Genomic DNA, 25,020 nt, shown 5'->3' with positions numbered 1-25,020 from the left:
GGTGGTAATTTTTTTAGCGCGACAACCGTCGCGCTTTTTTTTGCCCCGCGCCAGCTCAAGCGAACTTCAGCGCATTGCGAATGTGCTCCGGCGGCGTGGTGCGACCGATCTGTTGCTTGGCAATCAACGCATCAATCACCTGCTCCGCTTGCAACCAATCCACCTCCGCTGCGCCGGGCGCAAAATCCCGCTGTTCTGCCAAGTAATACGCCGCCAACGCAATCATCGCTTGACGTTGCTCAACGCTGGGAGGATCAATTTTCTCAGCCATCTCTGTCATCTGCTCCAATGCAATCATCAGACCCGCAATCACTCAAGGGTCTCGAAAGCGCCGTATAATCGCGCTTTTCACGGCGCAGGTCAGCGTATCGCCGCCCGACTCCCGCCGCGTCACCCGCAGCTTTGTGAATCAAACCCCAGCGCAGGATTTCTCCCCATGACATCAGCATTGCCATCCGTATTGCGGAGGACAGTGATCGCCTTTGGCAGCTTCCGTCGCATTTTCAAAGACCCCGAATTTGCCCACGCCGTCGCCCAGTTAGCAACCACTGACGCCACCGCGCCAGCGCCAGCAGCATCATCTCCGCTCGCTGCCGCCGCGCCGTTGGCAGAAGCCGCACCGGATGCCGCGTTGTTATTGTTGGGTTTATTCCAGCGCGAAGGGCGGTTAGTCGATTTTCTGCACGAAGAACTCCAGCAGTATTCAGATCAAGAAGTCGGTGCGGCCGCTCGCGTGGTGCATCAAGGCTGCCAACGGGTGCTGCGCGATTATCTAACGATCACGCCCGTGCGCGAGGAACCCGAAGGCAGCCGCATCACGTTGGAACGGGGATTTGACGCCGCCGCCGTGCGCCCGACCGGACAGGTGCTCGGTGAGCCGCCATTTACCGGCACCTTGCGCCATCGCGGTTGGCAAGTTCGCGCCAGCCGTTTACCGCAACTGACCAGCAGCCACGATCTGCGCATCTTGGCGGCAGCGGAGGTGGAGCTGTGAAAACGCCCCGTTACGCCGTTGGCATTGACTTGGGCACCACGCACTGCGCCCTGTCTTACGTCGATTCTGAGCAAAGTGTTGGCGAGCAGATCGTGCAGGCGTTGCTGTTGATTCCACAGCTCGTCGCTCCCGGCGCGGTGGAAGCGCGTCCGCTGCTGCCCTCTTTTTTATATCTGCCTCACGCCGATGAATTCCGCGCTGGTGATCTGGGTTTACCTTGGCAGCATGACACCGCCCGCATCGGCGGCGAGCTGGCGCGGCATCAGGGCACGATGACGCCGATTCGACTGGTGGCGAGCGCCAAAAGTTGGCTCTGTCATCCCGATCTGGATCGCAAAGCGCCCTGTTTACCGGCTGGCGCTCCGGCGGAAATCCCCCAACTGTCGCCGTTTGATGCCAGCGTGCAATTCCTCACCCATCTGCGCAATGCGTGGAATGGGCTGCATCCTTACGCCCCGCTGCATCAGCAAGCAGTAACGGTGACGGTGCCGGCGTCGTTTGATCCGGCAGCGCGAGAATTAACCGCCGAAGCCGCTCGCGCCATCGGTATTGAACATCTGGTGTTGCTGGAGGAACCGCAGGCAGCGCTGTATAGCTGGGTGAATGACAGCCAAGGCAGTTGGCGGCAGCAGGTGCAGGTCGGCGATGTGATTTTGGTGGTCGATGTCGGCGGCGGCACTACTGACTTGTCGCTGATCGCTGTCACTGAACACGAGGGCGCGTTGGAATTGGTGCGCGTCGCCGTCGGTGAGCACATTCTGCTCGGCGGCGACAATATGGATTTGGCGCTGGCGTATTTATTAAAAACCAAGCTGGCGCAGAGCGGCGTGGAATTGGATCGCTGGCAGGTGCAGGCGCTCACGCACGGCTGTCGGCAGGCAAAAGAAACGCTGCTGGCGGATGCGACTTTGGAGCGGGTGCCGGTGGTGGTGCCGAGTCGCGGCTCGCGGTTGATTGGCGGCAGCATTCGCACCGAGCTGACCCGCGCTGAGATTGAAACCAGTTTGATTGAAGGCTTTTTTCCGAGCGTTGCTGCCAGCGCCCGTCCACTCAGCCGTCCGCGAGGGGCGCTGACCAAAGTGGGTTTGCCGTATGCGCAAGACCCAGCGGTCACGCGCCATCTCGCCGCATTTTTGGGACGGCAAACCGGCGCAACGGATGATCTGAGCGGGTTTGTCGCGCCAGCAGCGGGTGCGAGCTTTTTGCATCCGACCGCGATTTTGTTTAACGGCGGCGTGTTCAAAGCGGCGGCGCTGCAAACGCGAGTGCTGGAAGTGCTCAATCAGTGGCTAACTGACGAGTCGGCACCGCCAGCGCGGTTGTTGGCGGCGCAAGATTTAGATTTAGCGGTGGCGCGGGGTGCTGCATTTCATGCGCACGTTCGGCGACATGGCGGCGTGCGGATTCGCGGCGGCACGTCGCACAGTTATTACGTCGGCGTGGAAAGCGCGATGCCCGCCATTCCGGGCATGGAGCCAGAACTTCAGGCGCTCTGTGTGGTGCCATTTGGTTTGGAGGAAGGCTCGCCGCCGGTCACGCCGCCGCAAGAATTCGGCTTGATTGTTGGTGAGCCGGTGCGGTTTCGCTTCTTTGGTTCCAGCGTCCGCCACGACGATCAAGTGGGCGATTTGTTGGAAACGTGGGCAGCGGATGAACTCGCTGACATGGACGACATTCAAACCACCTTGCCGGCGCAAACGCGCAAACAGGGCGAAGTGGTCGCAGTGCGCCTGCAAGCGGCAGTGACGGAAGTGGGAACCTTGGAATTGACGGCAATTCCGGTAGAAGCGACCGACGAGCGATGGAATGTCGCGTTTCATACGCGAGGTCGCTAGACGTTATCTGCTCGCAGTGAGCGGCGAATAACAGGAAAAACGACGGCTGCGGGCGCAGAAACCGCAGCATCATTTCAGTGATTTTCACGGATAAACAGCGTTAGGACTCGTGACCATGCCCAAAAAGCCCACCGGATCAAAATCAGCACCGACGACCTCCACGCGGATCGATCCCGCCACTGTGCCAATGACATCGTCGGCAGTGACCGCGCCGCCAATGGAGACGCCAGCGGTTGCGGCAGCACCAGCTAAAAAGAAAACATCTATCAAATCAACTGCTAAATCCAAAGCATCAGAACCTGCGCCGGAAGTGGTGGAGATCGCACCGGAGCCAGTTGCCGTGATCGACGCTGCGCCAGTCGCAGTGGTGGAAATCGCGCCACTTGCTGCCGAGATCACGCCGGAGCCGGTCGTCGTGATTGACGCTGCGCCAGTCGAAATGCCAGAACCTGCGCCGGTTGCTGCCGAGATCGTGCCGGAGCCAGTTGCCGTGCTTGAGGTTGCGCCAGTTGAAGTGGTGGAAATCGCGCCGGAGCCGGTCGCTGTGCCAGAACCGCAGCCAGAACCCGCGCTGCCGATGGTGATTGAACCCGCCGTGCCGCCGCGCCCGAGCTTGTTTATCGTCCACATCACGCCGGAATTAGCGGCAGTGGCGAAAGTGGGCGGTTTAGGTGACGTGGTATTTGGCCTCAGTCGGGAATTAGCAATTCGTGGCAATCACGTTGAAATTATTTTGCCCAAATACGCCTCCATGCGTTATGACCAGATTTTTGAAATGCAGGAGGTTTATAAAGATTTATGGGTGCCTTGGTACGATGGCGCGATTCATTGCACCGTCTTTTTTGGTTTTGTTCACGACCGCAAATGCTTTTTTATTGAACCGCATTCACAAGACAACTTCTTTAATCGCGGCAGCATTTACGGATTCAAAGATGACGTTTTGCGTTATGCGTTCTTTTCTCGCGCTGCAATGGAATTCTTATGGAAATCCGGCAAACATCCCGACATCATTCATTGCCACGATTGGCAAACTGCGCTCGTGCCGATTTTCCTGTATGAATTCTATCAAGCAATGGGCATGATTCATCCGCGTGTCTGTTTGACGATTCATAATTTTGCGCATCAAGGCGTCACCGGAGTTGAGATTTTACATGCCACTGGTTTACATCGTCCTGAGCGGTTTTTTGATCCGACTCGGATGGCAGATAATCGTCATCCCAAGGCGCTCAATTTGCTGAAAGGCGGCATTGTATATGCCAATTTTGTGACCACCGTATCACCGCGTTATGCGTTTGAAACCAAAGATCAAGGACAGGGTTTTGGTTTAGAGTCCACCTTGCACACCCACCATATTAAATACGGTGGCGTGGTCAACGGCATTGATTATGATGTGTGGAATCCTGAAGTAGATCGCCAAATTCCCGTGCGTTATGGCATAGAAACCGTTGAAGGCAAATACGATAACAAACGGGCACTGCGGCAGCGATTGATGTTGTCTGACAATGACAAGCCGATTGTTGCTTTTATTGGGCGTCTTGATCCGCAGAAGGGTTTAGAATTAGTTCGTCATGCGATTTTTTACACATTGGAGCGCGGAGCGCAGTTCGTATTATTAGGCTCCAGCCCGGATGATCGCATCAATAGCGATTTTTGGAATCTCAAACGGATGCTCAATGACAGCCCAGATTGTCATTTAGAAATTGGGTTTGATGAAGATTTATCGCATTTAATTTATGCGGGCGCAGATATGATGTTGGTGCCGAGTCGTTTTGAACCCTGCGGTTTAACCCAATTGATCGCGCTGCGTTATGGCACCATTCCGGTAGTTCGCGCTATTGGCGGCTTGGCGGATACCGTATTTGATAAAGATTTTTCGGATCGTCCGCTGCACGTTCGCAATGGTTATGTGTTCCAAGATTATGATAATCCGGGGCTTGAATCCGCACTTGGTCGCGCCATTGCTTGTTATCATCATCATCCCGATCATTTCCGCGAGTTAATGAAAAACGCAATGCGTTCTGATTATTCGTGGAATGTGCCGGGGCAGGATTATTTGAATATCTACGATTACATCCGCGATGTGTGAAAACACGAAAGTTGCAAAGATATTGCATCTCAATGTGGCGACACTCGTTGCCGCCACGTTGACGCAACACTGACCACCACAATTAACACGAAGAAACGAGATAACCAATAAAATTATCTCGTTTCTTTTCAGCATTTGATTTCTGGCTCAGATTGAAATTTCTCCTCACCTTATTTGTTCCTCAATTGACGAAAAATCGGTTTTTCCATGAAAAGCGGCAATCACTCGTCACCAGCGCCGTCACCTTCGGCAAGGATTTATCTGCAACATGAATATCTATAATCTATTCCCACGCTTGGCGGGAAAGTTTGAAAATTGGGAACCGCATTTAGCACGCGCAGCGGCAATGGGATTTGATTGGGTATTCGTCAATCCAATTCAGAAAACTGGACGCTCCGGCAGCCTGTATTCTATTGCGGATTATTTTGTCATCAATAAGGATTTCCTCAACCAAACTGCCCAGACTTCTCCCAAAGAACAGGTGCAGGCAATGGTGGCGCAAGCCGAAGCGCATGGCTTGTCAATGATGATTGATTTAGTCATCAATCACTGCGCGGTTGATTCCGTGTTATTAAAAGAACATCCCGACTGGTTTCTGCATGAAGGCAAAAAAATTGCCAATCCCTTCTGCCTCGAAGCAGATGGCAGTAAAATCATTTGGTACGATTTAGCGCAATTTGATCACGCGCATTCCCCAGCTCGCGTTGAACTACTAGAATACTGCATTGAATTAGTGTTGTATTTAGTGAGTTTAGGCTTTCGCGGGTTTCGTTGCGACGCTGCTTATCAATTACCCAATTCGGTATGGGCTGAACTCATTCGACGGGTACGTCAATTGCACCCCGACACCGTATTTATTGCGGAAACCTTGGGCTGTTCACCAGAACAAACCAAGAATACGGCGGCTGCTGGTTTTGATGCGATTTTTAATAGTTCAAAATGGTGGGATTTCAGTGGCGATTGGCTGCTGGATCAATACAATTCGACGCGACAAGTGGTGCCATCTATTAGCTTTCCAGAAAGCCACGATACCGAACGTTTATTTAGTGAATCTGGCGGCAATCCACATCTGCTCCAGCGGCGCTATTTGCCACTGGCGTGATGATTCCCATCGGTTTTGAATACGGATTTCGCAGTCGTTTGGATGTTGTGAATACTCGTCCAGAACAATGGGAAGCGCCCAATGTGGATTTAACCCATTTCATCGCCCAGATTAACCAGATTAAACAAACCTATCCGGTTTTTCGCAGCGAGGGTGAAATTCAGCGTATTGAAACGGACAATGCAGCGATCTTGTTGTTGCATAAACGCGATCCGATGAGCAAGGGAGAAGCGTTATTGGCCATCAATAAAGACCCTTGGAATCGGCAATATCTGCGCGTCAATGATTTATATCGTCATTTGCACACGGCAATGCCGCTGTTAGATGTGTCGCCAGAATGGCCAATGGATTATTTACCAACGCCATTTGAGTTTGAATTAGCGCCGGGCATGGGGCGCATTTTGGTCACGCAAACTGCGACGGCGGCAGCAACACAATTAGCCAGCAGTCGTGAGAGTGCGCGTTAATAAGCTGAAGGCATTCACCACGGCGGCAGTTGGTAATGGAATGCGCACCTGCCAGCCTGCGCCGGGAGCAATAGAAAGTGCTTCTCCATCTACGGTTGTCATCGCCGTTAATTGAAATAACCAATTGCCGTTTGGCGTAATGAGTTCTAATTCATCACCAACGGCAAATTGGTTTTTCACTGTGATTTCTGCCCAATGATTGGCAGCAACGCTGCTCACTTCACCAACAAAAATTTGGCGCTGATTGCGTGACGCACCATCTGCATAATTTTGTAATTCTTGCGGCGCGTGACGGCGATAAAACCCTTCAGTATAACCGCGATTGGCTAATCCTTCTAAGGCGGTGAGCAATTCGGGACGATAAGGACGTCCCGCAATCGCATCATCAAGCGCAGCGCGATATACCTGCGTCGTGCGAGCGACGTAATAATGCGATTTCGTGCGCCCTTCTATTTTTAGACAATCAATTCCAAGGGCGACGAATTGCGCGATGTGCGCGACGGCCTGCAAATCCCGCGAATTGAGAATATAGGTGCCGTGCTCATCTTCAAAAACGGGCATGAATTCACCGCTGCGTTTTCCTTCTTCGAGAACATATTGCGTTTCAGCAGCCGGATGACGATTCTGCTCTAATTCACTTCCCAAGCGGTATTGCCAACGACAAGAATTGGTGCAACTACCTTGATTGGCATCACGATGATTAAAATAGCCCGATAATAAGCAGCGCCCAGAATAGGCGATGCAGAGCGCACCATGAATAAATACCTCCAATTCAGTCTCTGGACAAGCAGCGCGAATTTCAGCAATTTCATTTAACGATAATTCTCGTGACAGAATAACGCGCTGCACACCTTGTAATGCCCAAAAACGCACGGCTGCTGCATTTAAGGTATTTGCTTGCACAGAAAGATGCAGCGTTTGTTCTGGCCACTGCTCGCGGATCAATAATAATAAACCCGGGTCAGCGACAATGAGCGCATCAGGATGTAGCGCAATAATTGGCGCTAAATCTTGAATAACAGTGCGCAATTTTGCGCCATGCGGCATGAGATTGGTGGCTAAATAAAAGCGTTTTCCTTGCGCATGAGCTTCTGCAATTCCAAGCGCCAGCGTTTCCGCATTAAAATCATTATTGCGCACGCGCAAACTATAGCGCGGCAAACCTGCATAAACGGCATCCGCGCCATAAGCGAAGGCATAACGCTGGTTACGCAAGGTGCCAGCGGGGGCGAGCAATTCCGGTTGGCGGGGCGGGTTCAACGCAATTCTACCTGTAAAATCAAGCGTTCCGGCGTTCCCAGCAGGCGCTGGCGTTCGATTTCGACTGCCACCCGCTGCCCCGGCGCTTGGTCAAGCAGCGCGATCCGAATGTCGGCATAACTGACGATGGGCATCGCGCCAACACGAATAATGCGGTCGCCAAGCGCCATGCCTGCCACCTGTGCGCCGCTCGTTTCAGCGAAGGCTTTGACCAACATGCCGCCGCTGGTGCTGGGGTCGAGCTGTACGCCGAGCACGCCAGCCCCTGTTAATTCAAGGGGTTGCGGGTACAGCAAAAAGTCGGCGACCGTCGGATCGGGACGCCGTCCGTTGCCGTTGAGCAGAATCGCGGTCGAAACCGGCTGCCGGCGCGTCACCCGTTTGGGGATGCCTTGGCCATATTCGAGATGCCCCGCGCCCGCCAACACGATCACGGTGCGGTCGGGAAAATCGGTCAACGCCTGCGCCGTGCGAGCCGCCATGCCTTCATCCCACAGCAGTTGCGCCTCTAAAAAATGTTCAAATTCATGTTGTTGCGTGTTGGGATGCTGCTTAAAAATCGTCTCCAGCCGCTGCCGATATGCCGGATCGTGGCGCTCAAACTCCGCCGGAATCTGCGCCCGCTCCGCATCAGTCAAGCTCTGCAAACCGCCCGCGCCGACTTTTGCGGTGAATTCAGAAGCGATATTTAGCGCAATGAGAGGAATACGATATTGGCGGGCAAATTGTAATATTGGTCGATACATCCGGTAATCATAGCGCCAGCGGTCAAAGTATTCAGTACGGCGCAATAATTCCAACTCATCAATCTCTCCGGCAATAAACGCATCGAGCGCCGCCTGAAAAGGTTGTTGAAAAAACTCCATGCCAATCACTATTGATTTGCCGCGCTGGTGCAAGCCTGCAATGATCGCTAATTGCGTGAGATGATCTTCATAACGATCATGGTGTTCACCAATAAAGATCACGCGCCGCTCGGCGATACGATCTAATAATTGATTGATGGTGGCTAATTGGGTGACATCAAGCGCCATGATCGGTACAGTTGTTGGTGCTGATGCTGCCACAGTTGCAGAATAAAACAGCAAGCCGATAACGATGAAGCGCAGTGAACTCAACATGATGGGTGCTCCTTCAATTGCGGTGATGGTGGAATCATTTAGCGATGATAGCGATCTTCAAAACGCACAATATCATCTTCATCGAGATAACTGCCTGATTGCACTTCAATCAGTTCTAAAGTAATACACCCTGGATTTTCTAAACGATGCGTTGAGCCAACCGGAATATAGGTTGATTGATTTTCTGTGAGTAAAAACGTCCGTTCATCACAGGTCACTCGCGCCGTTCCCGACACCACCACCCAATGTTCTGCACGATGATGGTGCATTTGCAGCGATAACGACTCGCCGGGCTGCACCACAAGCCGCTTCACTTGATAACGAGCGCCGTGCCCAATCGCTTCGTAGGAACCCCACGGACGATGCACTTGCTGATGATGGCGATGTTCATCTCGCTGTTGTTGCTGCAAAAATTGCGTCACCGCCTTGACATCCTGCGCCTTGGTTTTGGTCGTCACCAACACCGCGTCCGGCGTTTCCACCACGATCAAATCATCCACGCCAATCACGGCCACCATGCGCTGCTGCGCGAGCACCAGATTGTTGTGTGCGGCGTGGACGAAGGCGTCACCGCTCACGACGTTGCCGGCTGCGTCGTGCTCGCGCACTTCCCACAGCGCCGACCACGCGCCGACATCTGACCAGCCCACAGCGAGCGGAATCACCACCGCTGGTGTCGTCAACGTGCCGTCGGTCAAATGCTCCATCACCGCGTAATCAATTGAATCGCTGGGACAAGTAGCGAACGCGCTCGCATTCAGCCGCAAAAAATCACCATCAACCGTCGCCTGCGTAAACGCAGCGGTCGCCGCTTGCGCCAAATCGTCACGACACTGCGCAATCAGCGCCAGCCAGCGCGATGCCTGTAACACAAAAATCCCGCTGTTCCACAGATAATCACCGGCGGCAAGATACGTTTGTGCTGTTGCGGCATCGGGTTTTTCCACAAATTGCGCCAGTTGAAAAGCCGCGCCCGTCAAACCCGCCAGCGGATATGCCGCGCCTTGGCGGATGTAGCCATAACCCGTTTCGGGCTGGGTGGGCACGATGCCAAAGGTGACTACTGCGCCGGTGCGGGCAACGTGAACGGCGTCCGCCACCGCCGCCCGAAAACCCGGCGCATCGCGGATGGTATGATCCGCTGGCATCACCAACAGGATCGGATCAGCGCCGTTGCGGAGTGCCGCCAGCGCCGCCACTGTCAACGCTGGCGCGGTGTTGCGCCCCACCGATTCCAACACGATGACCGCTGGCGGCTGCGCGATGTTCCGCAATTGTTCGGCGACTAAAAAGCGATGCGCCTCGTTGCACACCACAATCGGCGCGAGTACCGCCAACGCCGCTCGCGGATGTTCCGCTTCTAAACCAGCGAGCCGCTGCACCGTTTCTTGCAGCATGGTGAATGCGCTCGTCAGCGGCAGAAATTGTTTGGGATAGGCTTCGCGGGACAGCGGCCACAAGCGGGTGCCGGCTCCGCCGGAGAGAATGACAGGTTGCACAGACATGACGAGGTAATCCGCGTTGAAAGAAGATGTAATGATTAGAGCAACCGCGTTCGGTCAGGGTCAAACATGGGAGCAATGCGCGTGAACGCCAAACTTCGCTTGCTCACACAATTGCTGCGCACGACGGCGACCACTGAATTGCTCCCGCGCTGGCAGGAAATTCGCGCTGAAGCCAAGCCGGACGGCAGTCTGGTGACGGCAACTGATCTGGCGATCCAAGCGCATCTCACCGCCGCGCTGGCGCTGGTATTTCCTGAGATTCCGCTGCTCGGCGAGGAAATGACGGCGACCGAGCAGCAGCGGTTGTTGGACGGAAATGCGCCGCGACTGTGGATTCTCGATCCGCTCGATGGCACCAGCAATTACGCCGCCGGTTTCCCCTATTTTTCGATCTCGCTGGCGCTGCTCGACGCCGGTCAGATCACGCACGGCGTGATTCTCGATCCGGTGCGCGATGAATGTTTTTGCGCCGCACGCGGGCAGGGCGCGTGGTGCAACGGCGAACCGCTGCGCGTCCACGCCATCGGCAACGCCTTGAGCGATTGTTTAGCGATGATTGATCTCAAACGCTTACCGGCAGCGCACTTGGCGGCGCTCTTTCGTCCCGGCGGTTTTCGCTCCCAACGCAATCTTGGTTCAGTGGCATTAGATTGGTGTTGGCTGGCGAGTGGACGTTATCAATTGTATTTACACGGCGGGCAGCGTTTATGGGATTACGCCGCTGGACGTTTAATTGCAGAAGAAGCGGGCGCAATTGTGCAGCATTATGATCCTGATGATTGCATACCAACGTCGCCACTCACTTTAACGCCACAATTCGCCATTGCAGCAGCGAATACGGAACTGTTTAATCTCTGGCTAGACTTTGTACAATTACCAAAGCGCACGATGACATAAAATGGAGGACTGCACGATGAGTCGTGAACAAGAAGAATTAGAGATGACATTGGGTAGCGGTATTGCCGCATTTGAATCAAAACAGTTTTCACGCGCAACCGGATTGCTCGCACCATTAGCAGAATGCGGCAATGTAGATGCGCAATATCGCATGGCCATCATGGCGCAAAATGGACTGGGAATGCTGCCCAACCCGTTATTAGCCTTCAGCTATATGAAAGCAGCCGCTACTGCGGGATTAAGCGTCGCCCAACATGGACTTGCTTTTATGTACATGCAAGGTGAATGCACCGATAAAAATCCCAGAAAAGCGATTGAATGGTTCCGCCGCGCAGCGGATCAAGGCTTAATTGGATCGCTCACCACGTTAGCGATGATGTATGAACAAGGTTTGGGCGTAGAAAAAAACCTAGAAGAAGCCAACCGGTTATATCGGCTGGCTGGTTTTGAGGAACGTTAAGGCAATGGCAGCGGTAATAACGCCGAAAAATCATCAATAGCGATGAAGGATTCAGCGGTGCGACTGGGCGCGGTAGAATCAGGTTTCACCACCGCAATGACGTTTTGCAAACCAAAGGCGCGGGCAGCGTGTAATACATCGAGATTGTCATCAATAAACAACGTGCGCTGCGGATTAAAAGGTTCCAGCAGTTGTAACTGTGACCAAAAAGCGGGTTCTTCTTTAGCGATGCCGAGATCATGCGCAGAAAAAATGCGCTCAAAATAGCCAGTTAATCCCGTGCGTTCCAATTTCAAAGCCAACGGTTGACGATGTGCATTAGTGACCAATACGCGACGTTTACCCAACCGACTCAGTGCCTGTAAAAAGTCGATCACATGCGGATGCACTGCAATTAAATGCGCGACTTCTCGCTTTAATTCCACAATGTCCAAATCCAATTCTCGGCTCCAATGCTCCACACAATACCAATTGAGAGTGCCGGCAATCGCCCGATAGCGCGTCAGTAATTCAGTTTTTGCAACTGCCAGCGGTAAATGATATTTTTCTGCATAGCGCAACGGCACATGCTCCAACCAAAAATGATTATCAAAATGCAGATCAAGTAACGTGCCATCTAAATCTAAAAAAACGCTATCAAACTGCTGCCAGTTGTGCATCATAGTTGTATCATCCAATCTAAAATATCGCGTATCAATGAGGGTTAATGCGCACCACCGAGCGATCAATCATTACGTCGTGAACAAACGTTAGCGTTGTGCGGAATCAATCCGATAGCAACGCTAAATTCTTAAAGTAAGCAATTTCACTCTGGAGAACAACACCAGTGACAAAAGTTAAAACCATCACAACTGATGACATTTTGGTAATGCTGTGTAATTCCGTGCGCAAGGTGCTGACTGCTGCCACCAAAACTCAGGTGACTTATTCGGCAATGGTACAACGTATTACCCGAACCTGTTTACGTCCAGATATTGGCTGCTTTGTGTTATTTGATGGCGGCTTTTCTGGCTTGGTCATTATGAATTTCTCAGGGACTTCAGCATTAGAATTATATCGCGCCTATATGATGTCAATGGGAATGCCAGAATCTGAATTAGCGACGCGCCACACTTCCGAAGAAGTCGGCAATACGCTTGGCGAATTGATGAACCAGATTGTGGGTGATTTCACTGGCAATGTCGGGCACGAATTGCAGGTGTGTATTAACCAGAACCAACCCAAAATGTTGACCATTAACAAAGAAGTCATGGTGAGCATTGATACCAATTTAGATCGTCCGCAAGCTCGGCGCGTGACCTTTAATACCGTAAATCGCAATGTCTTTTATATGGAATTGGCGATGGATAAAACCGATTTCATTAAACTACATGACTTCGAGCGTGAAGATGCTGATCCTGATCGTATCGTGGCCGAACAAGCACAGAAGACGGCAGCAAGTAATGCCGCATTATTAAAGCCTGCCGAATCATCACCATTGTCTTCTGCTGAACAAGCACTGTTAGATGAACTAGGTTTATAATTCACGTTTATCATTGGCGACAGTAAGCAATTAGAGTGATGCTGTCGCCGTGAGATGTTGAATGCTCCACTCAATATGCTCACGCACCAAGGAATCATCACACGCGGTAAGCCGTGAATACAGCGCAGTGATTATTTCAGGATGTGGCGGGACATTTCCTAAAGCAACTGCGATATTACGCAACCATTGTTGATAACCAATGCGCCGAATTGCTGAACCTTCAGTACGCTGTAAAAAAGTCGCCTCATTCCATGCAAATAGTTCAATTAAATTGGCAGTATTCAGTGAATGCCGCACTTGAAAATCTGCCTCAGCGGTTATTGTGGCAAAACGATTCCAAGGACAACAGCGTTGGCATTCATCACATCCATAAATGCGATTGCCTAATAACGGACGCAAGTCTAGCGGAATGCTGCCGCGATATTCAATGGTGAGATAAGAAATACAACGCCGTGCATCCAATTGATATGGTGCAATAATTGCTCCAGTAGGACAGTGTGTTAAACACGATTGACAGTTTCCACAATGATTTGGGATTTCGCTATCAATAGGAAGCGGTAAATCTGTGTATATTTCACCCAGAAAAAACCACGATCCCGCTTGCGGATGAATGAGATTTGTGTTTTTTCCCATCCATCCTAATCCAGCTTTTACAGCAAGTGGTTTTTCTAATACCGGCGCTGAATCAACAAAGACGCGATAACCAAACGCACCTACCGCGCTTTCAATTTGCGTGGCAAGGCGTTGTAACCGTTGCCGTAAGACGCGATGATAATCGCGCCCTAACGCATAACTTGCAATAAAAGCGTGAATTGAATCCGTTGTTTTCTGTGTATTAACAGGCGACGGTGCAGTGAAATAATCCATGCGGGCAACAATAACGCGCTGCGTTCCGGGCACTAATTCGGCGGGACGACTGCGCCGAGTACCATGTCGCGCTAGATAGTCCATTGTGCCGTGTTGACCAGCGGCTAACCATTGTTGCAAACGCATTTCCGCGACAGTTAAATCGGTGTCGGTAATGCCAAGTTGCTGAAAACCAAGCTGTTGTCCCCAGTATTTAATCTGAGTTGCGAGTTGCTGCGCTTGTGTGGTGGTGAGTATCATGTGTAAAAAAAGCAGGCGAGGTTGAATTGATGCGATGATTATCACTGGTCAGGATAGCAATTAAAGTTTATAGTTGCACTTACATTTTTACTCAAAAAATCAGGCGAAAAATGGGATTACACACACCGTTGTTTTTAGAACATCAACGTCTTGGTGCGCGGATGGTGCCCTTTGGCGGTTGGGAGATGCCATTACATTATGGATCACAACTCGAAGAACATCATGCAGTGCGCCGTGAAGCAGGAATGTTTGATGTATCACACATGCGCCCAATTGATATTGACGGTGCAGATGCGACCGCTTTTTTGCAATATATGCTCGCTAATGATGTGGCGCGACTCACTGCGTCTGGCAAAGCGTTGTATAGTTGTTTATTGAATGAACAAGGCGGGGTGGTTGATGATTTAATTGTTTATTCGCGCTGTAATGGACGCTATCGTTTAGTGGTAAATGCGGGCACTGCTGAAAAGGATTTGATGTGGTTAAATGCGCATTGCAGTTCATTTGCCGTTACTATTCAATCGCGCCCGGATTTAGCGATGATTGCGGTGCAGGGGCCGGAAGCCCGCGCCAAAACGCTTCCGCTGTTGCCGGCGGCGCTCCGCGCAGCAGCAGAGACGTTGGCACCTTTTTTTAGTGCTGAACTTGAATCAGAACAATGGTTTATCGGGCGCACCGGCTACACCGGCGAGGATGGTTTTGAGCTGATGATGCCCGCTGCGCAGGCTTCTGATCTGTGGCAAGCACTTTTAGCGGCTGGTGTCAAGCCTTGTGGACTCGGTGCGCGTGATACGTTGCGGCTGGAAGCGGGCATGAATTTGTACGGGCACGACATGGATGACGCGACCGGGCCGCTTGATGCGGGGCTGGAGTGGACGGTGGCGTGGCAACCGGCGGAGCGCGAATTCATTGGGCGGGCGGCGCTGACGGCGCGGCGCACTGATCCGGCGCGGCGCGAATTGGTGGGTTTCATTCTAATTGGTGCGGGTATTATGCGCGATCATCAATTGGTATTGCGCGATGGCGTGGTGGTGGGTGAAATCACTTCGGGTGGATTTTCACCGACTTTGGAACGTTCAATTGCATTGGCGCGGATTGAAACCGGTATTGATGGGAATTATACGGTAGACATTCGTGGTAAAGCGGTGGCAGCGCGACTGGTAAAACCGCCATTCGTGCGCAACGGCGTTAGTCGTATTGAACTATAATTGACTTGTAAACACAACTGGATTGGAAATTCTAAAATGAGCACGGTACCAACTGAATTGAAATACACCAAATCGCACGAATGGGTGCGCGATGATGGCGATGGAATAGTGACGGTGGGCATTACCGATCACGCGCAGGAAGCGTTGGGCGATATTGTATTTGTGGAGACGCCAGAATTAGGGCGGATAATTGAATGCGATGAAGCGGTGGCGGTGGTGGAATCTGTTAAAGCTGCGTCTGATATTTATGCGCCACTGGCTGGCGAGGTGATTGCAGCGAATACGCAGCTTGCCGATACTCCAGAAGCCATCAATACCAGCCCGTATGATCTGGGCTGGATTTTGCGTTTGCGCGTGCGAGATAACGGCGCATTCGATACGCTACTTGATGCTGCTGCGTATACACAAATCGTCGCTGAAGAAGGATAATTACTCGGCAACCATTTGGAATTATGGCGCAATTGCAACCCGATTGCGTCCGTGATTTTTCGCTTCATATAACGCTTCATCGGCACGCGCTAATAATGCGGTTTGGGTTTCGCCGGCGCGATGTAATGCCACACCAAAACTTGCAGTTTTATGTCCAACAACCGGAAAAGCAGTGGTCGCAAGTGCTTGCCGCAACTTTTCAGCAATCATGTGAATTGCGGCGGCATCGACCATAATACAGACCACTAAAAATTCTTCTCCGCCCCAACGTCCAACAACATCTGTTTGACGAACATTGTGTTTCAAGCAACGCGCTGCTGTTGTTAATACTTGATCGCCAACTAAATGCCCATGTTGATCATTGACAGCTTTGAAATAATCGAGATCGCAGATAATCACGCCACAGGATTCGGCATAACGCTCACAGCGCATTAACATCTCACTGAGTACTGCTTCAATTTTGCGCCGATTGTATAGCTCAGTTAATAAATCAGTAGTTGCTAACTTTTCCTGTAATTGTGCGCATGACTCGGCAGTGGCTAATTGATCGGTGCGCTGTTCTAAAGCATTCACCATGTCATTAAAATTCGTATTAAGGCGATCAAGTTCAACAATACCCACTTCATGCGCATGATGATTGCAACGTCGCCACCGTTCAAAATCAGCCGTCGCTTCTGATAATAAATGAATTGGAGTGACAATTTTATTGGCTAATCGACGCACAATGATCAGCAACAATACAAAGAAGATCATGTAAAATAAAAGCATCACGCCAATGGCAATATAACCAATTCGATTACTGGTTGCATGTAAGGCATCAATCGGCGCAAAAACCTCAGCTTGCGCAACCAATACCAATAAACGCCAACCCGTTTCCGGCACAACCGTTTGCAGCATAAAATAAGTATTGTCGCCAATATGTAATTCGGTTAGTGCTTGACCGGTATCAAAAAGACTCTGAAGTTGTGTGCGGATTGTCGGCTCGGTGCTTTTTAAGAGATGGTATTCTTGGGACGGCACTAAAGTAGTGATGATTGGTTCTTGATACTGTAATGCTGGCGCGGTTTGAATTCCTAAAATACGCTCAACTTGAGATGGCATTGCTAAAATAGCGCCAGTTTGATCAACTAATATCGCGCCCGCATTCCAAGACAGTTCTAATTGCAAAATGTTTTGAATTAAATTATCAATGGTAATATCAATGCCGCTCACGCCTTCAAGTACATCACCGCGATAAATAGGCACAATGCAAGACATCACCCAACCTTGTCCGGCCGGATCAAAATACGCATTTGTCCATACGGGTTGCCGTTGCGGATTGTGACGCGCATCTGCTAAAAAATAAAATGCTAAATCATTGACATCCCAACTGGCACCAAATCGCTCTGCGGCATCAGTCATAAAAGGATAAATCCGATTCATCGCATCAGCACTATTAAAATACACCTGCGTTACCATTGGATTGGTGGTCACAATCGCTTTTAATAAGCTATCCATGCGCTCACTACAACGTGCTTTCTGTTGTTCTGCGGCACCAATGGTAGTTGTAGCCGCGTAATACAGACTGCCGCCACCATTATCAGTTGCTTTGTAATATGCGCCATTGTCATGTACGCGCAATTCTGGCTCGCCATGCGGCAAAAAACACGGTTCTGGATGCGTAAAAAAATCGCTGTGATCCTGTTGTAAAATACGCGCCAAGCGGTTAATTTCTTCTAATTGTAAACTGGTGCTTTTCGCTTGTTTTAATACAACCGTGTGCAGATTGTGGGTGACTTCTTGCAATAACACTGCTTGGTTGCGTTCAGAAATGTAGTTATTGATACTAAAATACAGTAACAATAACACCACTTCAATCACCAGCATTTGCGAAAGGGCGCTGCGTAAATAATTGCGATAGATAAGACGCTGTAAACTAACCGCTGGTTTTCCCATAATGATTCATTCCTCGTCTGCTTAATTGTTGTGATGATTTAAGCGTGTTAGAACCTGAAAATATCAATGTTTGTGACGGAAGCTGGGGGCAATCTATGCGCGACTAACGCGGGCTTTTTTTGATAACATGATGATCATGTTAACTCTCACTATTGACATCGGAGTGACGCTAATGATGCGTTTGCTAATTTTGATCACCTTGTCATTGTTAATGACATTACCCGTGCTGGCTGCCAATACGACCGGAATTGGTGTGGTTGATATGCAGCAGGTGTTGGAACAAAGCAAGCTCGGTAAACGCTTGCAAGAACAACTGCGGCAGGAATTTGAACCTAAAACCCGTCAATTTGCTGAGGAAGAAAAGGAGATTCAAGCATTACGGCAGGCATTTGAACGTGATAAGGCCTTGATGAGTAAAGATCAAGCCGAAAAGCAAGAAAAACAAATTGTGGCGCGGATTGAAGCGTATCAGAAAAAAACGCAACCGTTGCAACAGGAGTTAGTGAAGGTGCAGCAAACAAAGGGGCGCGAGATTGTCACTCCAGCGCGTGAGGCGGTGAATACAATTGCGAAAAAAAAGAAGCTGGCGTTGGTGATTGAGCGCGGTCAAGCGGGCATGTTGTATCTTGATCCCGCCGCCGATATTACCGCTGAGGTAATTGAAGAATTGGATACGCGCACGAAATAATCGGTGCTGGCGTGAATAAAAAACCCCAATCTGGTGATTGGGGTTTTTTGTATGTTACTGAGATGACATGACTCAGAAACTGCCAAGTTAAGCGCGTTGGTTCAACCACTTCCCAATTGCAGGTGTGACTTCTTTTTGCGCTTTACCGCTGACGTAAATGCCAATGTGTCCGCCCGGAAAAGCCAGTTCCGTATAATCCGTGCTGCTCACCAAACCCTGTAGCGCCTTCGATGCGTCTGGCGGCACTAAATGATCTTGCAGCGCATAAATGTTGAGCACCGGGCAGGTGATCTGGTGCAAATCAACTTCACGACCGCCGAGCCATACGCCGCCGTTAATAAACCCGTTGTGTTGATAGAAATCCTTGATGAATTGACGGAAGGTCTCACCCGCTTGATCGGGGCTATCAAAAATCCATTTCTCCATCCGTAAAAAGTTCTTCACTTTTTTTGGATCATCTAATACATCAACCATGTTGACGTATTTTTGCCCCATTAAACTGTAGGGTTTAAGGGTGAGAAAACTCCAATTGAGTAATTCACCCGGAATGTTGCCCATCGTATCAACAGCGAGATCAATATCAACGTGTTGCACCCATGCAGACAGCAAATTGTCTGGCGTTTTGAAATCAACTGGCGTCACCATCGTGACTAAATTGTTGACTTTTTCTGGGTGCAAAGCGGTGTACATTAAACTGAATGCGCCGCCCTGACAGATGCCGAGCAAATTGACTTTCTCAACGTTCAATTCTTCGCGCAGATGTTCGACGCAGCGATCAATATAACCATTGATATAATCATCCAGCGTAATTGCCCGATCTGCCTGATCGGGATAGCCCCAATCAATTAAATACACATCCTGACCGGTCGCCAATAAACCCTTAATTGTGGAGCGATCTTCCTGAATGTCGGTCATATACGGGCGATTCACCAACGCATACACAATCAGCAATGGCGTTGCGCTCGGTGTCGCGCCAGCAGGCGTGTCGTAGCGATATAACTTCAGCTTATCTTCTTGATAAACCACCTGTTTAGGGCTGACGCCTTCGTCAATGGTCTCGGCATTCAGCAGGTTTTCCATGCTTTGCCCCAACTTGCGGCTGTAATCAAGCATTTCCTGCGCGAGCTGATCGGGACGAATGTTGATTGAAATCATCGTGTTATTTCCTCAATCTGGCTGGGGGCTTTTGCGACGCGGCAACGCTTTGGCGGCAGCGGGCACGGCAGTGGTCAGCGCCAGCGCCGGATTCGGAGCGGCATCACCAAGCAACGTAGCCAGTTGTTTTTCCAGCACATGTAGCCGTTGTTGCAGGTTTTTGTTGTCGCGGCGGGTGTCTTGCAGCCGATCCTGCACCGTGCGCAATTCGCTGCGCGTGGGCATATTCAAAGCGCCGAGTTGTTCATCCACCATCACTGCCATGCGTTTTTTCAACGCCATTTGCGCGTTAATTAAATGACCGTGAATTTTTGCGTATTCAGGTGTGGCGACTTCTTCTGCATAAACGGCTTCGCAGCAGGTGACCCAGTGATCGTATAATGCCCGCGCTGATTCAATTGGTTTATCATCGCTGAGTGATTGAAAATGGCTGCCCAAACGTTGCAGCGATTTCATTCCCAATTGATTATAAAATCCCGTGTATTCTTGCAATGCTGTCTGATATGCCAAGGTGCAGCGTGTTAATTCTTGATATTGCCCTTGCTCTTCACGCGTATAGCCCAAGCCAGGTGCTGCTAATGCGCGTTTGAGATGATCTTGCAAATGATCGTGCGGCATGTTGCGCAGCGCATCACCGGGCAGCGGCGACAGCGATGACATCATCCGTTGCCAGTTGTCGAGCGGCATTTCCCAAAACGATAACATCCGCTGCGCGGCACCATTTTGATCGGTCGCAGCGCCGCTGAATCGCGCTTGCAGGTCTTCCAAAGCGGAAGTCCACAGCGCCAGCGGATTGGCGTTGCCAGTCGGCGTTGCAAACGATTCTGCGAGTTGAAACAAGGTTTTACCTTGATCGAGCATCCGTTCCATAAACACTTTCGACGCCTCAGGTGCTGCCGGAGCCAGTGCCTTCCACCATTGCTCCAGCGCATTTTCCCAAGGTGTGGTGAGCGGCGCGGCACCTTCCACTCCCATTGCTTTGCGACTCATCGCCGTCCAGTTGTCCCAATAGCTGCGCTGTAGCGCCAGCCAATCGTCATTAAAAAAGGTGTCGTTTGCCACGAGTCTGCGCTCCGCTGTGAAATTAAAATGAAAGTTAGCACGGCTATTTGTGCGCTGCAACAAAGATGCGTAGAATTGTGTTTTGCATTGCCGTTTTTGCGTTTTTTCACCATAACGATTACCGAGGACTTTTTACATGATGAATGCAAGCAACGAATCCGTCGTCATCGTCGCCGCTGGGCGCACCGCCGTCGGCAGCTTTGGGGGCAGTTTGGCGGCACTGCCCGCGACTGAATTGGGCGCAACCGTGCTGAAAGCACTGTTGGCGCGGACGGGCATTGCACCAGAACAGGTCGATGAGGTGATTTTGGGGCAGGTGTTGACGGCGGGCGTGGGGCAAAATCCGGCGCGGCAAACCACGCTCAAGGCCGGTTTACCTGCGCAGGTGCCCGCGCTGACGATCAATAAAGTCTGCGGCAGTGGCTTAAAAGCGGTGCAGTTGGCATGGCACGCGGTCGCCTGCGGCGATGCTGAGATTGTGATTGCCGGCGGTCAGGAAAGCATGAGCCAGTCGGCGCACGTTTTGCCGCGCTCGCGGGATGGGCAGCGGATGGGCGATTGGCAGTTGAAAGATACGATGATCGTCGATGGGCTGTGGGATGCGTTTAACGACTATCACATGGGCGTCACCGCCGAAAATATCGCCAAACAATATGCGTTTAGCCGCGCTGCGCAGGATGAATTTGCGGCGGCGTCGCAGCAAAAAACGGCAGCGGCGTTGGATGCCGGACGCTTTGCCGATGAGATCATTCCGGTGACGATTCCGCAGCGCAAAGGCGAGCCGCTGGTGTTTGCGACCGATGAATTTCCGCGTCCGAGCACGACCGCAGCGACGTTGGCGAAATTGCGCCCGGCGTTTGATAAAGATGGCACGGTGACGGCGGGCAATGCGTCGGGCATCAACGATGGCGCGGCGCTGGTGATCGTGATGACGGAAAGCAAAGCACGGGAGTTGGGCTTGACGCCGCTGGCGCGATTGGTGGCCTTTGCCAGCGCCGGCGTTGATCCCGCAGTGATGGGCACCGGACCGATTCCGGCGTCTACCAAATGCTTGGAAAAAGCGGGTTGGACAGCGGCGGAATTGGATTTAATTGAAGCCAATGAGGCCTTTGCGGCGCAGGCAATGTCGGTCAATCACGAATTGGGCTGGGATTTAGCCAAGGTCAACGTCAACGGCGGCGCAATTGCGCTCGGTCATCCGATTGGCGCGTCGGGAGCGCGGATTTTGGTCACGTTGCTGTATGAAATGCAGCGCCGCGATGCCAAAAAAGGCTTGGCGACGCTGTGCATCGGCGGCGGGCAGGGCGTGGCGCTGGCAGTGGAGCGTTTTTAAGCGATTGCGACTATTCTTTTGACCCGCCACCTTGGGCGGGTTTTGCATTATGAGGATAGAATGAAACGCGAACGGTTAATTAAAAAATATCCTAATCGGCGGCTGTATGACACCGAATTGAGTCGCTATATCACGGTAGCAGATGTGCGCAGTTTGGTGATGACTGGCATCACCATTAAAGTGCTCGACACGGCGAATGAAACGGATATTACGCGGGCAATTTTATTGCAAATCATGTTGGAAGAAGAAAGCGGCGGCGAGCCGTTATTTAGCGCCAACATGTTAGCGCAGATTATTCGTTTTTATGGCGGCACTTTTCAGGGAATGTTTGCGCGTTATTTGGAAACGTCACTCGAATTGTTCGCTAAACAACAGCAAGATATGACGCAAGCGTGGACGGATAATCCATTTGAAGCGATGTCGCGTTTGACGCAGAAAAATGTCGAGATGTGGGCGGATTTGCAGCAAGATTTTATGCGGGCAGCGGGATTCAGTTTTGGGGCAAAACGTAAACCCAAGGATGATGATCCAGCATGACCGCAGCGGCGACAACGAGCGTTAAAAAAAATCGCGCTCAGGGCTTGACCGCTGCGCTGGAGCTGGTTATTGTGCATCGCAACATTGTTGCACTGCACAATCCCTGTTAGAGGAACTGACCATGACGACCACCGAGACCATGAACGCTGTGACCGACATGACCACCAAAAATGTTGAACGCCTGACCAGTTTGGGTGAACTCAACGTGCGGATTTTTGAAAAAATGGCGGCACGTCAGATGGATGCGCTGACGCTGTATATGGATCACACGCTGCGCCTGACCAAGCTCGCTACTGAAGCCAAGGGCTATAACGAATTTTTCCAAGGTCAGGTTGATGCGACCAAGGAATTGAGTGAGCGGGTGATGGCAGAAAGTAAAACCACCATGCAATTGGTGAATGAAGCGCGTGATGATTACCGCGCTTGGCTGGAAAAGAATGCGGCAGAACTCACTGCTGAATTGCGTCCTGCTGCATAATTGAATGGTGATCCAAGGATGGATCACAACATTTATTGAACACTTTAACTGCAATAACAATAAGAATTTGGAGGCAAGTTTTATGGCGCGTATCGCATTAGTAACCGGCGGAATCGGCGGTTTAGGCACAGCAATTTGTATTCGTTTGGCGCAAGACGGTTGTACCGTGATTGCTAATTGTCATCCATCAGAAGCGGCAGCGGCAACTGAATGGCAAGCTGCTCGTGCAGCTGAAGGTTTGACGATTACGACTATCGCTGCCGACGTGTCCTCTTTTGATGACAGCACCCGCATGGTGAATGACATCATCGCGCAACATGGCACATTAGACATTTTAGTGAATTGCGCTGGGATTACCCGCGATAAAACGTTCAGAAAAATGGAAGCTGCGCAGTGGAATGCGGTAATTGATGTCAATCTCAACAGCGTATTCAATGTCACTCGCCCGGCGTGGGAAGGCATGTTGGAGCGCGGTTTTGGTCGCATCATCAATATCTCGTCCGTCAACGGACAACGCGGGCAGTTTGGACAAGCCAACTATTCCGCTGCGAAAGCGGGAATGCACGGCTTCACGATGGCGCTGGCGCAGGAAGGCGCAGCCAAGGGCGTGACCGTCAACACCGTGTCGCCGGGCTACACCGACACTGCGATGACCTTGGCGATGGATGACGCCGTCCGCGCCAGCATTATCAGCGGGATTCCGATGCGGCGCATGGCGCAACCGGCTGAAATTGCAGCCGCAATTGCCTTTTTAGCCAGCGACGACAGCGCCTACATCACCGGCGCAAATTTACCCGTCAACGGCGGTTTGTTTATGCACTAGCACCCAGCGCGACGCTTGACGTTGCGCGGCTGCCACACCTCATTTTATTTCCGTGTCCTCCTCGTCTCTTTCATCATGAGACGTTCTTTAGCCCGGCACCCTGCCGGGCTTTTTTTTGCGCGTTTGATTACTTTTAGTGCGTCCGTTCTTGATCCGATGCGACCGTATAGCGCACACTGATTGCGCAGTCACAATCACGCATTCATCACACGCAGCAATCGGAGGACTTTTATACATGACGATACATCAAGCCCAGATGCCGCTCTGCCAACGCGGTTTATCGCAATTGTTAATTATTGACGCGCAAGAACGTCTCGCCGCCGCCATGCAGCCAGAAGAATTGGCGCTGGTGGTAGACAACATTAACCGTTTAATTACCGCTGCTAAAACGCTTGGTATTCCGGTGATTGCGACCCAGCATTATTCAAAAGGGCTGGGGCCTATTATTGAAACTATCCACGCGAATTTACCGCAGACCGCTGATCCAACTGAAAAAACTGCGTTTTCCTGCTGCACTGCGCCGGGCTTTGAACGCAACATTTCACTGCAACCCAATCGGCGGCAATTGATTGTCGTCGGCATGGAAGCGCATATTTGTATTGCACAAACCGTATCTGGTTTGCAACGCTGGGGCTATCAAGTATTTGTGCCAGCGGATGGGATTATTTCTCGCAACGCTGCGCACAAAGCGAATGTTTTAGAGCGGATGCGGCATTCCGGTATTCAAGTCGTGTGTACGGAATCCGTTGGTTTTGAATGGCTCGGTGATTCCAGCGACGCGCAATTCCGCGAAGTGTGGTCGCTATTCAAATAGCGGCGTATTCAATACCCGACCTGAATGGCGGGCTGGTGTTATTCACATTCAGGTCGGTTATCTGTCATGTAGATGTTATAGTTATCCGCAAAACATACTATACTATAAGAGAAAATGTAGGAGCTTACGACAGTGAAACTGTGCAACGAAGACCAACTTTTGAATTTCTTAAGACGTGAAGAAGACAGTTCAGTTAAGTATA

25 protein-coding genes are annotated in these 25,020 nt (G+C 51.2%); 16 read left to right on the top strand and 9 right to left on the bottom strand.

Translation table 11 applies throughout. The features are described from left to right. Positions 1–55: 55 nt before the first annotated feature. On the bottom strand, positions 56–271 hold the full coding sequence (locus CKO12_RS11225) for a DUF2934 domain-containing protein (RefSeq protein ID WP_242466310.1): 216 nt from the start codon (positions 269–271) through the stop codon (positions 56–58). Positions 272–436: 165 nt separating this feature from the next. Between CKO12_RS11225 and CKO12_RS11220 the strand changes: the two genes are divergently transcribed. From CKO12_RS11220 to CKO12_RS15265, 5 genes are all read left to right on the top strand, one after another. Next, positions 437–994 (top strand): DUF2760 domain-containing protein, encoded by a 558-nt coding sequence (locus CKO12_RS11220; RefSeq protein WP_200154834.1) that lies wholly within the window; start codon positions 437–439, stop codon positions 992–994. Further along, complete coding sequence (locus CKO12_RS11215) at positions 991–2,829, top strand: Hsp70 family protein (protein ID WP_200154833.1); 1,839 nt, start codon at positions 991–993, stop codon at positions 2,827–2,829. Before CKO12_RS11220 ends, CKO12_RS11215 begins: the two co-directional genes overlap by 4 nt. Before the next feature lie 115 nt (positions 2,830–2,944). Continuing rightward, the gene (locus tag CKO12_RS11210; RefSeq protein ID WP_200154832.1) at positions 2,945–4,915 is read left to right on the top strand and encodes a glycogen synthase; all 1,971 of its coding nucleotides are present in this window, start codon (positions 2,945–2,947) and stop codon (positions 4,913–4,915) included. 268 nt (positions 4,916–5,183) lie between these two features. Next, entirely contained in the window at positions 5,184–6,017 is an 834-nt protein-coding gene (locus tag CKO12_RS15270) for an alpha-amylase family glycosyl hydrolase (protein WP_338032739.1), read from the top strand. Next, positions 6,014–6,484, top strand: coding sequence for a hypothetical protein (locus CKO12_RS15265; protein ID WP_338032738.1), 471 nt, complete (start codon positions 6,014–6,016; stop codon positions 6,482–6,484). Before CKO12_RS15270 ends, CKO12_RS15265 begins: the two co-directional genes overlap by 4 nt. Here the strand turns inward: CKO12_RS15265 and CKO12_RS11200 are convergent. The 3 genes from CKO12_RS11200 to CKO12_RS11190 are packed head-to-tail and all read right to left on the bottom strand — an operon-like array spanning position 6,455 to position 10,370. Continuing rightward, positions 6,455–7,744, bottom strand: a complete 1,290-nt coding sequence (locus CKO12_RS11200) for a peptidase U32 family protein (RefSeq protein ID WP_207146345.1) — start codon at positions 7,742–7,744, stop codon at positions 6,455–6,457. The genes CKO12_RS15265 and CKO12_RS11200 overlap by 30 nt on opposite strands. After that, on the bottom strand, positions 7,741–8,865 hold the full coding sequence (locus CKO12_RS11195; protein WP_200154831.1) for a ChaN family lipoprotein: 1,125 nt from the start codon (positions 8,863–8,865) through the stop codon (positions 7,741–7,743). The genes CKO12_RS11200 and CKO12_RS11195 overlap by 4 nt, the downstream gene beginning before the upstream one ends. A gap of 38 nt (positions 8,866–8,903) precedes the next feature. Continuing rightward, a complete protein-coding gene (locus CKO12_RS11190) occupies positions 8,904–10,370 on the bottom strand; it encodes a mannose-1-phosphate guanylyltransferase/mannose-6-phosphate isomerase (protein WP_200154830.1) in 1,467 nt (488 codons plus the stop codon). 75 nt (positions 10,371–10,445) lie between these two features. On the opposite strand from CKO12_RS11190, the gene CKO12_RS11185 reads away from it, so the two are divergent. Next, entirely contained in the window at positions 10,446–11,267 is an 822-nt protein-coding gene (locus CKO12_RS11185; protein ID WP_200154845.1) for an inositol monophosphatase family protein, read from the top strand. Between the two features lie 16 nt (positions 11,268–11,283). Beyond that, positions 11,284–11,727 (top strand): tetratricopeptide repeat protein, encoded by a 444-nt coding sequence (locus CKO12_RS11180; protein WP_200154829.1) that lies wholly within the window; start codon positions 11,284–11,286, stop codon positions 11,725–11,727. Here CKO12_RS11180 and yrfG read toward each other — a convergent pair. Beyond that, on the bottom strand, positions 11,724–12,386 hold the full coding sequence (gene yrfG, locus CKO12_RS11175) for a GMP/IMP nucleotidase (protein WP_200154844.1): 663 nt from the start codon (positions 12,384–12,386) through the stop codon (positions 11,724–11,726). The genes CKO12_RS11180 and yrfG overlap by 4 nt on opposite strands. Before the next feature lie 167 nt (positions 12,387–12,553). Here yrfG and CKO12_RS11170 point away from each other — a divergent pair, with 167 nt between their 5' ends. Next, complete coding sequence (locus CKO12_RS11170; RefSeq protein ID WP_200154828.1) at positions 12,554–13,249, top strand: DUF3334 family protein; 696 nt, start codon at positions 12,554–12,556, stop codon at positions 13,247–13,249. Between the two features lie 30 nt (positions 13,250–13,279). On the opposite strand, the gene queG is transcribed toward CKO12_RS11170, so the two are convergent. Next, positions 13,280–14,356 carry a tRNA epoxyqueuosine(34) reductase QueG gene (queG, locus tag CKO12_RS11165; protein WP_200154827.1) on the bottom strand — a complete coding sequence of 359 codons (1,077 nt, stop codon included), beginning with the start codon at positions 14,354–14,356 and terminating at the stop codon, positions 13,280–13,282. A gap of 110 nt (positions 14,357–14,466) precedes the next feature. On the opposite strand from queG, the gene gcvT reads away from it, so the two are divergent. Further along, on the top strand, positions 14,467–15,564 hold the full coding sequence (gcvT, locus tag CKO12_RS11160) for a glycine cleavage system aminomethyltransferase GcvT (protein WP_200154826.1): 1,098 nt from the start codon (positions 14,467–14,469) through the stop codon (positions 15,562–15,564). A gap of 36 nt (positions 15,565–15,600) precedes the next feature. Then, positions 15,601–15,993 carry a glycine cleavage system protein GcvH gene (gene gcvH, locus CKO12_RS11155; RefSeq protein ID WP_200154825.1) on the top strand — a complete coding sequence of 131 codons (393 nt, stop codon included), beginning with the start codon at positions 15,601–15,603 and terminating at the stop codon, positions 15,991–15,993. 21 nt (positions 15,994–16,014) lie between these two features. On the opposite strand, the gene CKO12_RS11150 is transcribed toward gcvH, so the two are convergent. Further along, positions 16,015–17,928: a sensor domain-containing diguanylate cyclase gene (locus tag CKO12_RS11150; protein WP_200154824.1), complete on the bottom strand. Its 1,914-nt coding sequence runs from the start codon at positions 17,926–17,928 to the stop codon at positions 16,015–16,017. A gap of 136 nt (positions 17,929–18,064) precedes the next feature. Between CKO12_RS11150 and CKO12_RS11145 the strand changes: the two genes are divergently transcribed. After that, a complete protein-coding gene (locus tag CKO12_RS11145; RefSeq protein WP_242466309.1) occupies positions 18,065–18,616 on the top strand; it encodes an OmpH/Skp family outer membrane protein in 552 nt (183 codons plus the stop codon). 87 nt (positions 18,617–18,703) lie between these two features. Here the strand turns inward: CKO12_RS11145 and CKO12_RS11140 are convergent, their stop codons facing one another. Further along, positions 18,704–19,771: a class III poly(R)-hydroxyalkanoic acid synthase subunit PhaC gene (locus CKO12_RS11140; RefSeq protein WP_200154822.1), complete on the bottom strand. Its 1,068-nt coding sequence runs from the start codon at positions 19,769–19,771 to the stop codon at positions 18,704–18,706. Between the two features lie 12 nt (positions 19,772–19,783). Continuing rightward, positions 19,784–20,833 (bottom strand): class III poly(R)-hydroxyalkanoic acid synthase subunit PhaE, encoded by a 1,050-nt coding sequence (phaE, locus tag CKO12_RS11135; protein ID WP_200154821.1) that lies wholly within the window; start codon positions 20,831–20,833, stop codon positions 19,784–19,786. A 136-nt stretch (positions 20,834–20,969) separates the two neighbouring features. On the opposite strand from phaE, the gene CKO12_RS11130 reads away from it, so the two are divergent. The 5 genes from CKO12_RS11130 to CKO12_RS11110 all read left to right on the top strand — a co-directional run bounded on the left by CKO12_RS11130 (position 20,970) and on the right by CKO12_RS11110 (position 24,818). After that, complete coding sequence (locus CKO12_RS11130; protein ID WP_274599920.1) at positions 20,970–22,166, top strand: acetyl-CoA C-acetyltransferase; 1,197 nt, start codon at positions 20,970–20,972, stop codon at positions 22,164–22,166. A gap of 60 nt (positions 22,167–22,226) precedes the next feature. Continuing rightward, on the top strand, positions 22,227–22,703 hold the full coding sequence (gene phaR, locus CKO12_RS11125) for a polyhydroxyalkanoate synthesis repressor PhaR (protein ID WP_200154819.1): 477 nt from the start codon (positions 22,227–22,229) through the stop codon (positions 22,701–22,703). 121 nt (positions 22,704–22,824) lie between these two features. Beyond that, the gene (locus CKO12_RS11120) at positions 22,825–23,181 is read left to right on the top strand and encodes a phasin family protein (RefSeq protein ID WP_200154818.1); all 357 of its coding nucleotides are present in this window, start codon (positions 22,825–22,827) and stop codon (positions 23,179–23,181) included. An 82-nt stretch (positions 23,182–23,263) separates the two neighbouring features. Then, a complete protein-coding gene (gene phbB / locus CKO12_RS11115; protein WP_200154817.1) occupies positions 23,264–24,004 on the top strand; it encodes an acetoacetyl-CoA reductase in 741 nt (246 codons plus the stop codon). Between the two features lie 235 nt (positions 24,005–24,239). Then, entirely contained in the window at positions 24,240–24,818 is a 579-nt protein-coding gene (locus CKO12_RS11110; RefSeq protein WP_200154816.1) for an isochorismatase family protein, read from the top strand. The last annotated feature ends 202 nt before the right edge of the window (positions 24,819–25,020 follow it).

The organism is Chromatium okenii, assembly GCF_016583745.1.
Lineage (GTDB): Bacteria > Pseudomonadota > Gammaproteobacteria > Chromatiales > Chromatiaceae > Chromatium > Chromatium okenii.
The sequence above is the reverse complement of the archived record's forward strand: the minus strand, read 5'-3'. Positions and strand labels throughout refer to the sequence as shown.

What these genes read in the sequence shown, in the direction of transcription:
- CKO12_RS11225 (WP_242466310.1), bottom strand. Translation starts at nt 271, where the DNA reads ATGGCTGAGAAAATTGATCCTCCCAGCGTTGAGCAACGTCAAGCGATG.
- CKO12_RS11220 (WP_200154834.1), top strand. Translation starts at nt 437, where the DNA reads ATGACATCAGCATTGCCATCCGTATTGCGGAGGACAGTGATCGCCTTT.
- CKO12_RS11210 (WP_200154832.1), top strand. Translation starts at nt 2,945, where the DNA reads ATGCCCAAAAAGCCCACCGGATCAAAATCAGCACCGACGACCTCCACG.
- CKO12_RS15270 (WP_338032739.1), top strand. Translation starts at nt 5,184, where the DNA reads ATGAATATCTATAATCTATTCCCACGCTTGGCGGGAAAGTTTGAAAAT.
- CKO12_RS11195 (WP_200154831.1), bottom strand. Translation starts at nt 8,865, where the DNA reads ATGTTGAGTTCACTGCGCTTCATCGTTATCGGCTTGCTGTTTTATTCT.
- CKO12_RS11190 (WP_200154830.1), bottom strand. Translation starts at nt 10,370, where the DNA reads ATGTCTGTGCAACCTGTCATTCTCTCCGGCGGAGCCGGCACCCGCTTG.
- CKO12_RS11185 (WP_200154845.1), top strand. Translation starts at nt 10,446, where the DNA reads ATGCGCGTGAACGCCAAACTTCGCTTGCTCACACAATTGCTGCGCACG.
- CKO12_RS11180 (WP_200154829.1), top strand. Translation starts at nt 11,284, where the DNA reads ATGAGTCGTGAACAAGAAGAATTAGAGATGACATTGGGTAGCGGTATT.
- yrfG (WP_200154844.1), bottom strand. Translation starts at nt 12,386, where the DNA reads ATGCACAACTGGCAGCAGTTTGATAGCGTTTTTTTAGATTTAGATGGC.
- queG (WP_200154827.1), bottom strand. Translation starts at nt 14,356, where the DNA reads ATGATACTCACCACCACACAAGCGCAGCAACTCGCAACTCAGATTAAA.
- gcvT (WP_200154826.1), top strand. Translation starts at nt 14,467, where the DNA reads ATGGGATTACACACACCGTTGTTTTTAGAACATCAACGTCTTGGTGCG.
- gcvH (WP_200154825.1), top strand. Translation starts at nt 15,601, where the DNA reads ATGAGCACGGTACCAACTGAATTGAAATACACCAAATCGCACGAATGG.
- CKO12_RS11150 (WP_200154824.1), bottom strand. Translation starts at nt 17,928, where the DNA reads ATGGGAAAACCAGCGGTTAGTTTACAGCGTCTTATCTATCGCAATTAT.
- CKO12_RS11145 (WP_242466309.1), top strand. Translation starts at nt 18,065, where the DNA reads ATGTTAACTCTCACTATTGACATCGGAGTGACGCTAATGATGCGTTTG.
- CKO12_RS11140 (WP_200154822.1), bottom strand. Translation starts at nt 19,771, where the DNA reads ATGATTTCAATCAACATTCGTCCCGATCAGCTCGCGCAGGAAATGCTT.
- CKO12_RS11130 (WP_274599920.1), top strand. Translation starts at nt 20,970, where the DNA reads ATGATGAATGCAAGCAACGAATCCGTCGTCATCGTCGCCGCTGGGCGC.
- phaR (WP_200154819.1), top strand. Translation starts at nt 22,227, where the DNA reads ATGAAACGCGAACGGTTAATTAAAAAATATCCTAATCGGCGGCTGTAT.
- CKO12_RS11120 (WP_200154818.1), top strand. Translation starts at nt 22,825, where the DNA reads ATGACGACCACCGAGACCATGAACGCTGTGACCGACATGACCACCAAA.
- phbB (WP_200154817.1), top strand. Translation starts at nt 23,264, where the DNA reads ATGGCGCGTATCGCATTAGTAACCGGCGGAATCGGCGGTTTAGGCACA.
- CKO12_RS11110 (WP_200154816.1), top strand. Translation starts at nt 24,240, where the DNA reads ATGACGATACATCAAGCCCAGATGCCGCTCTGCCAACGCGGTTTATCG.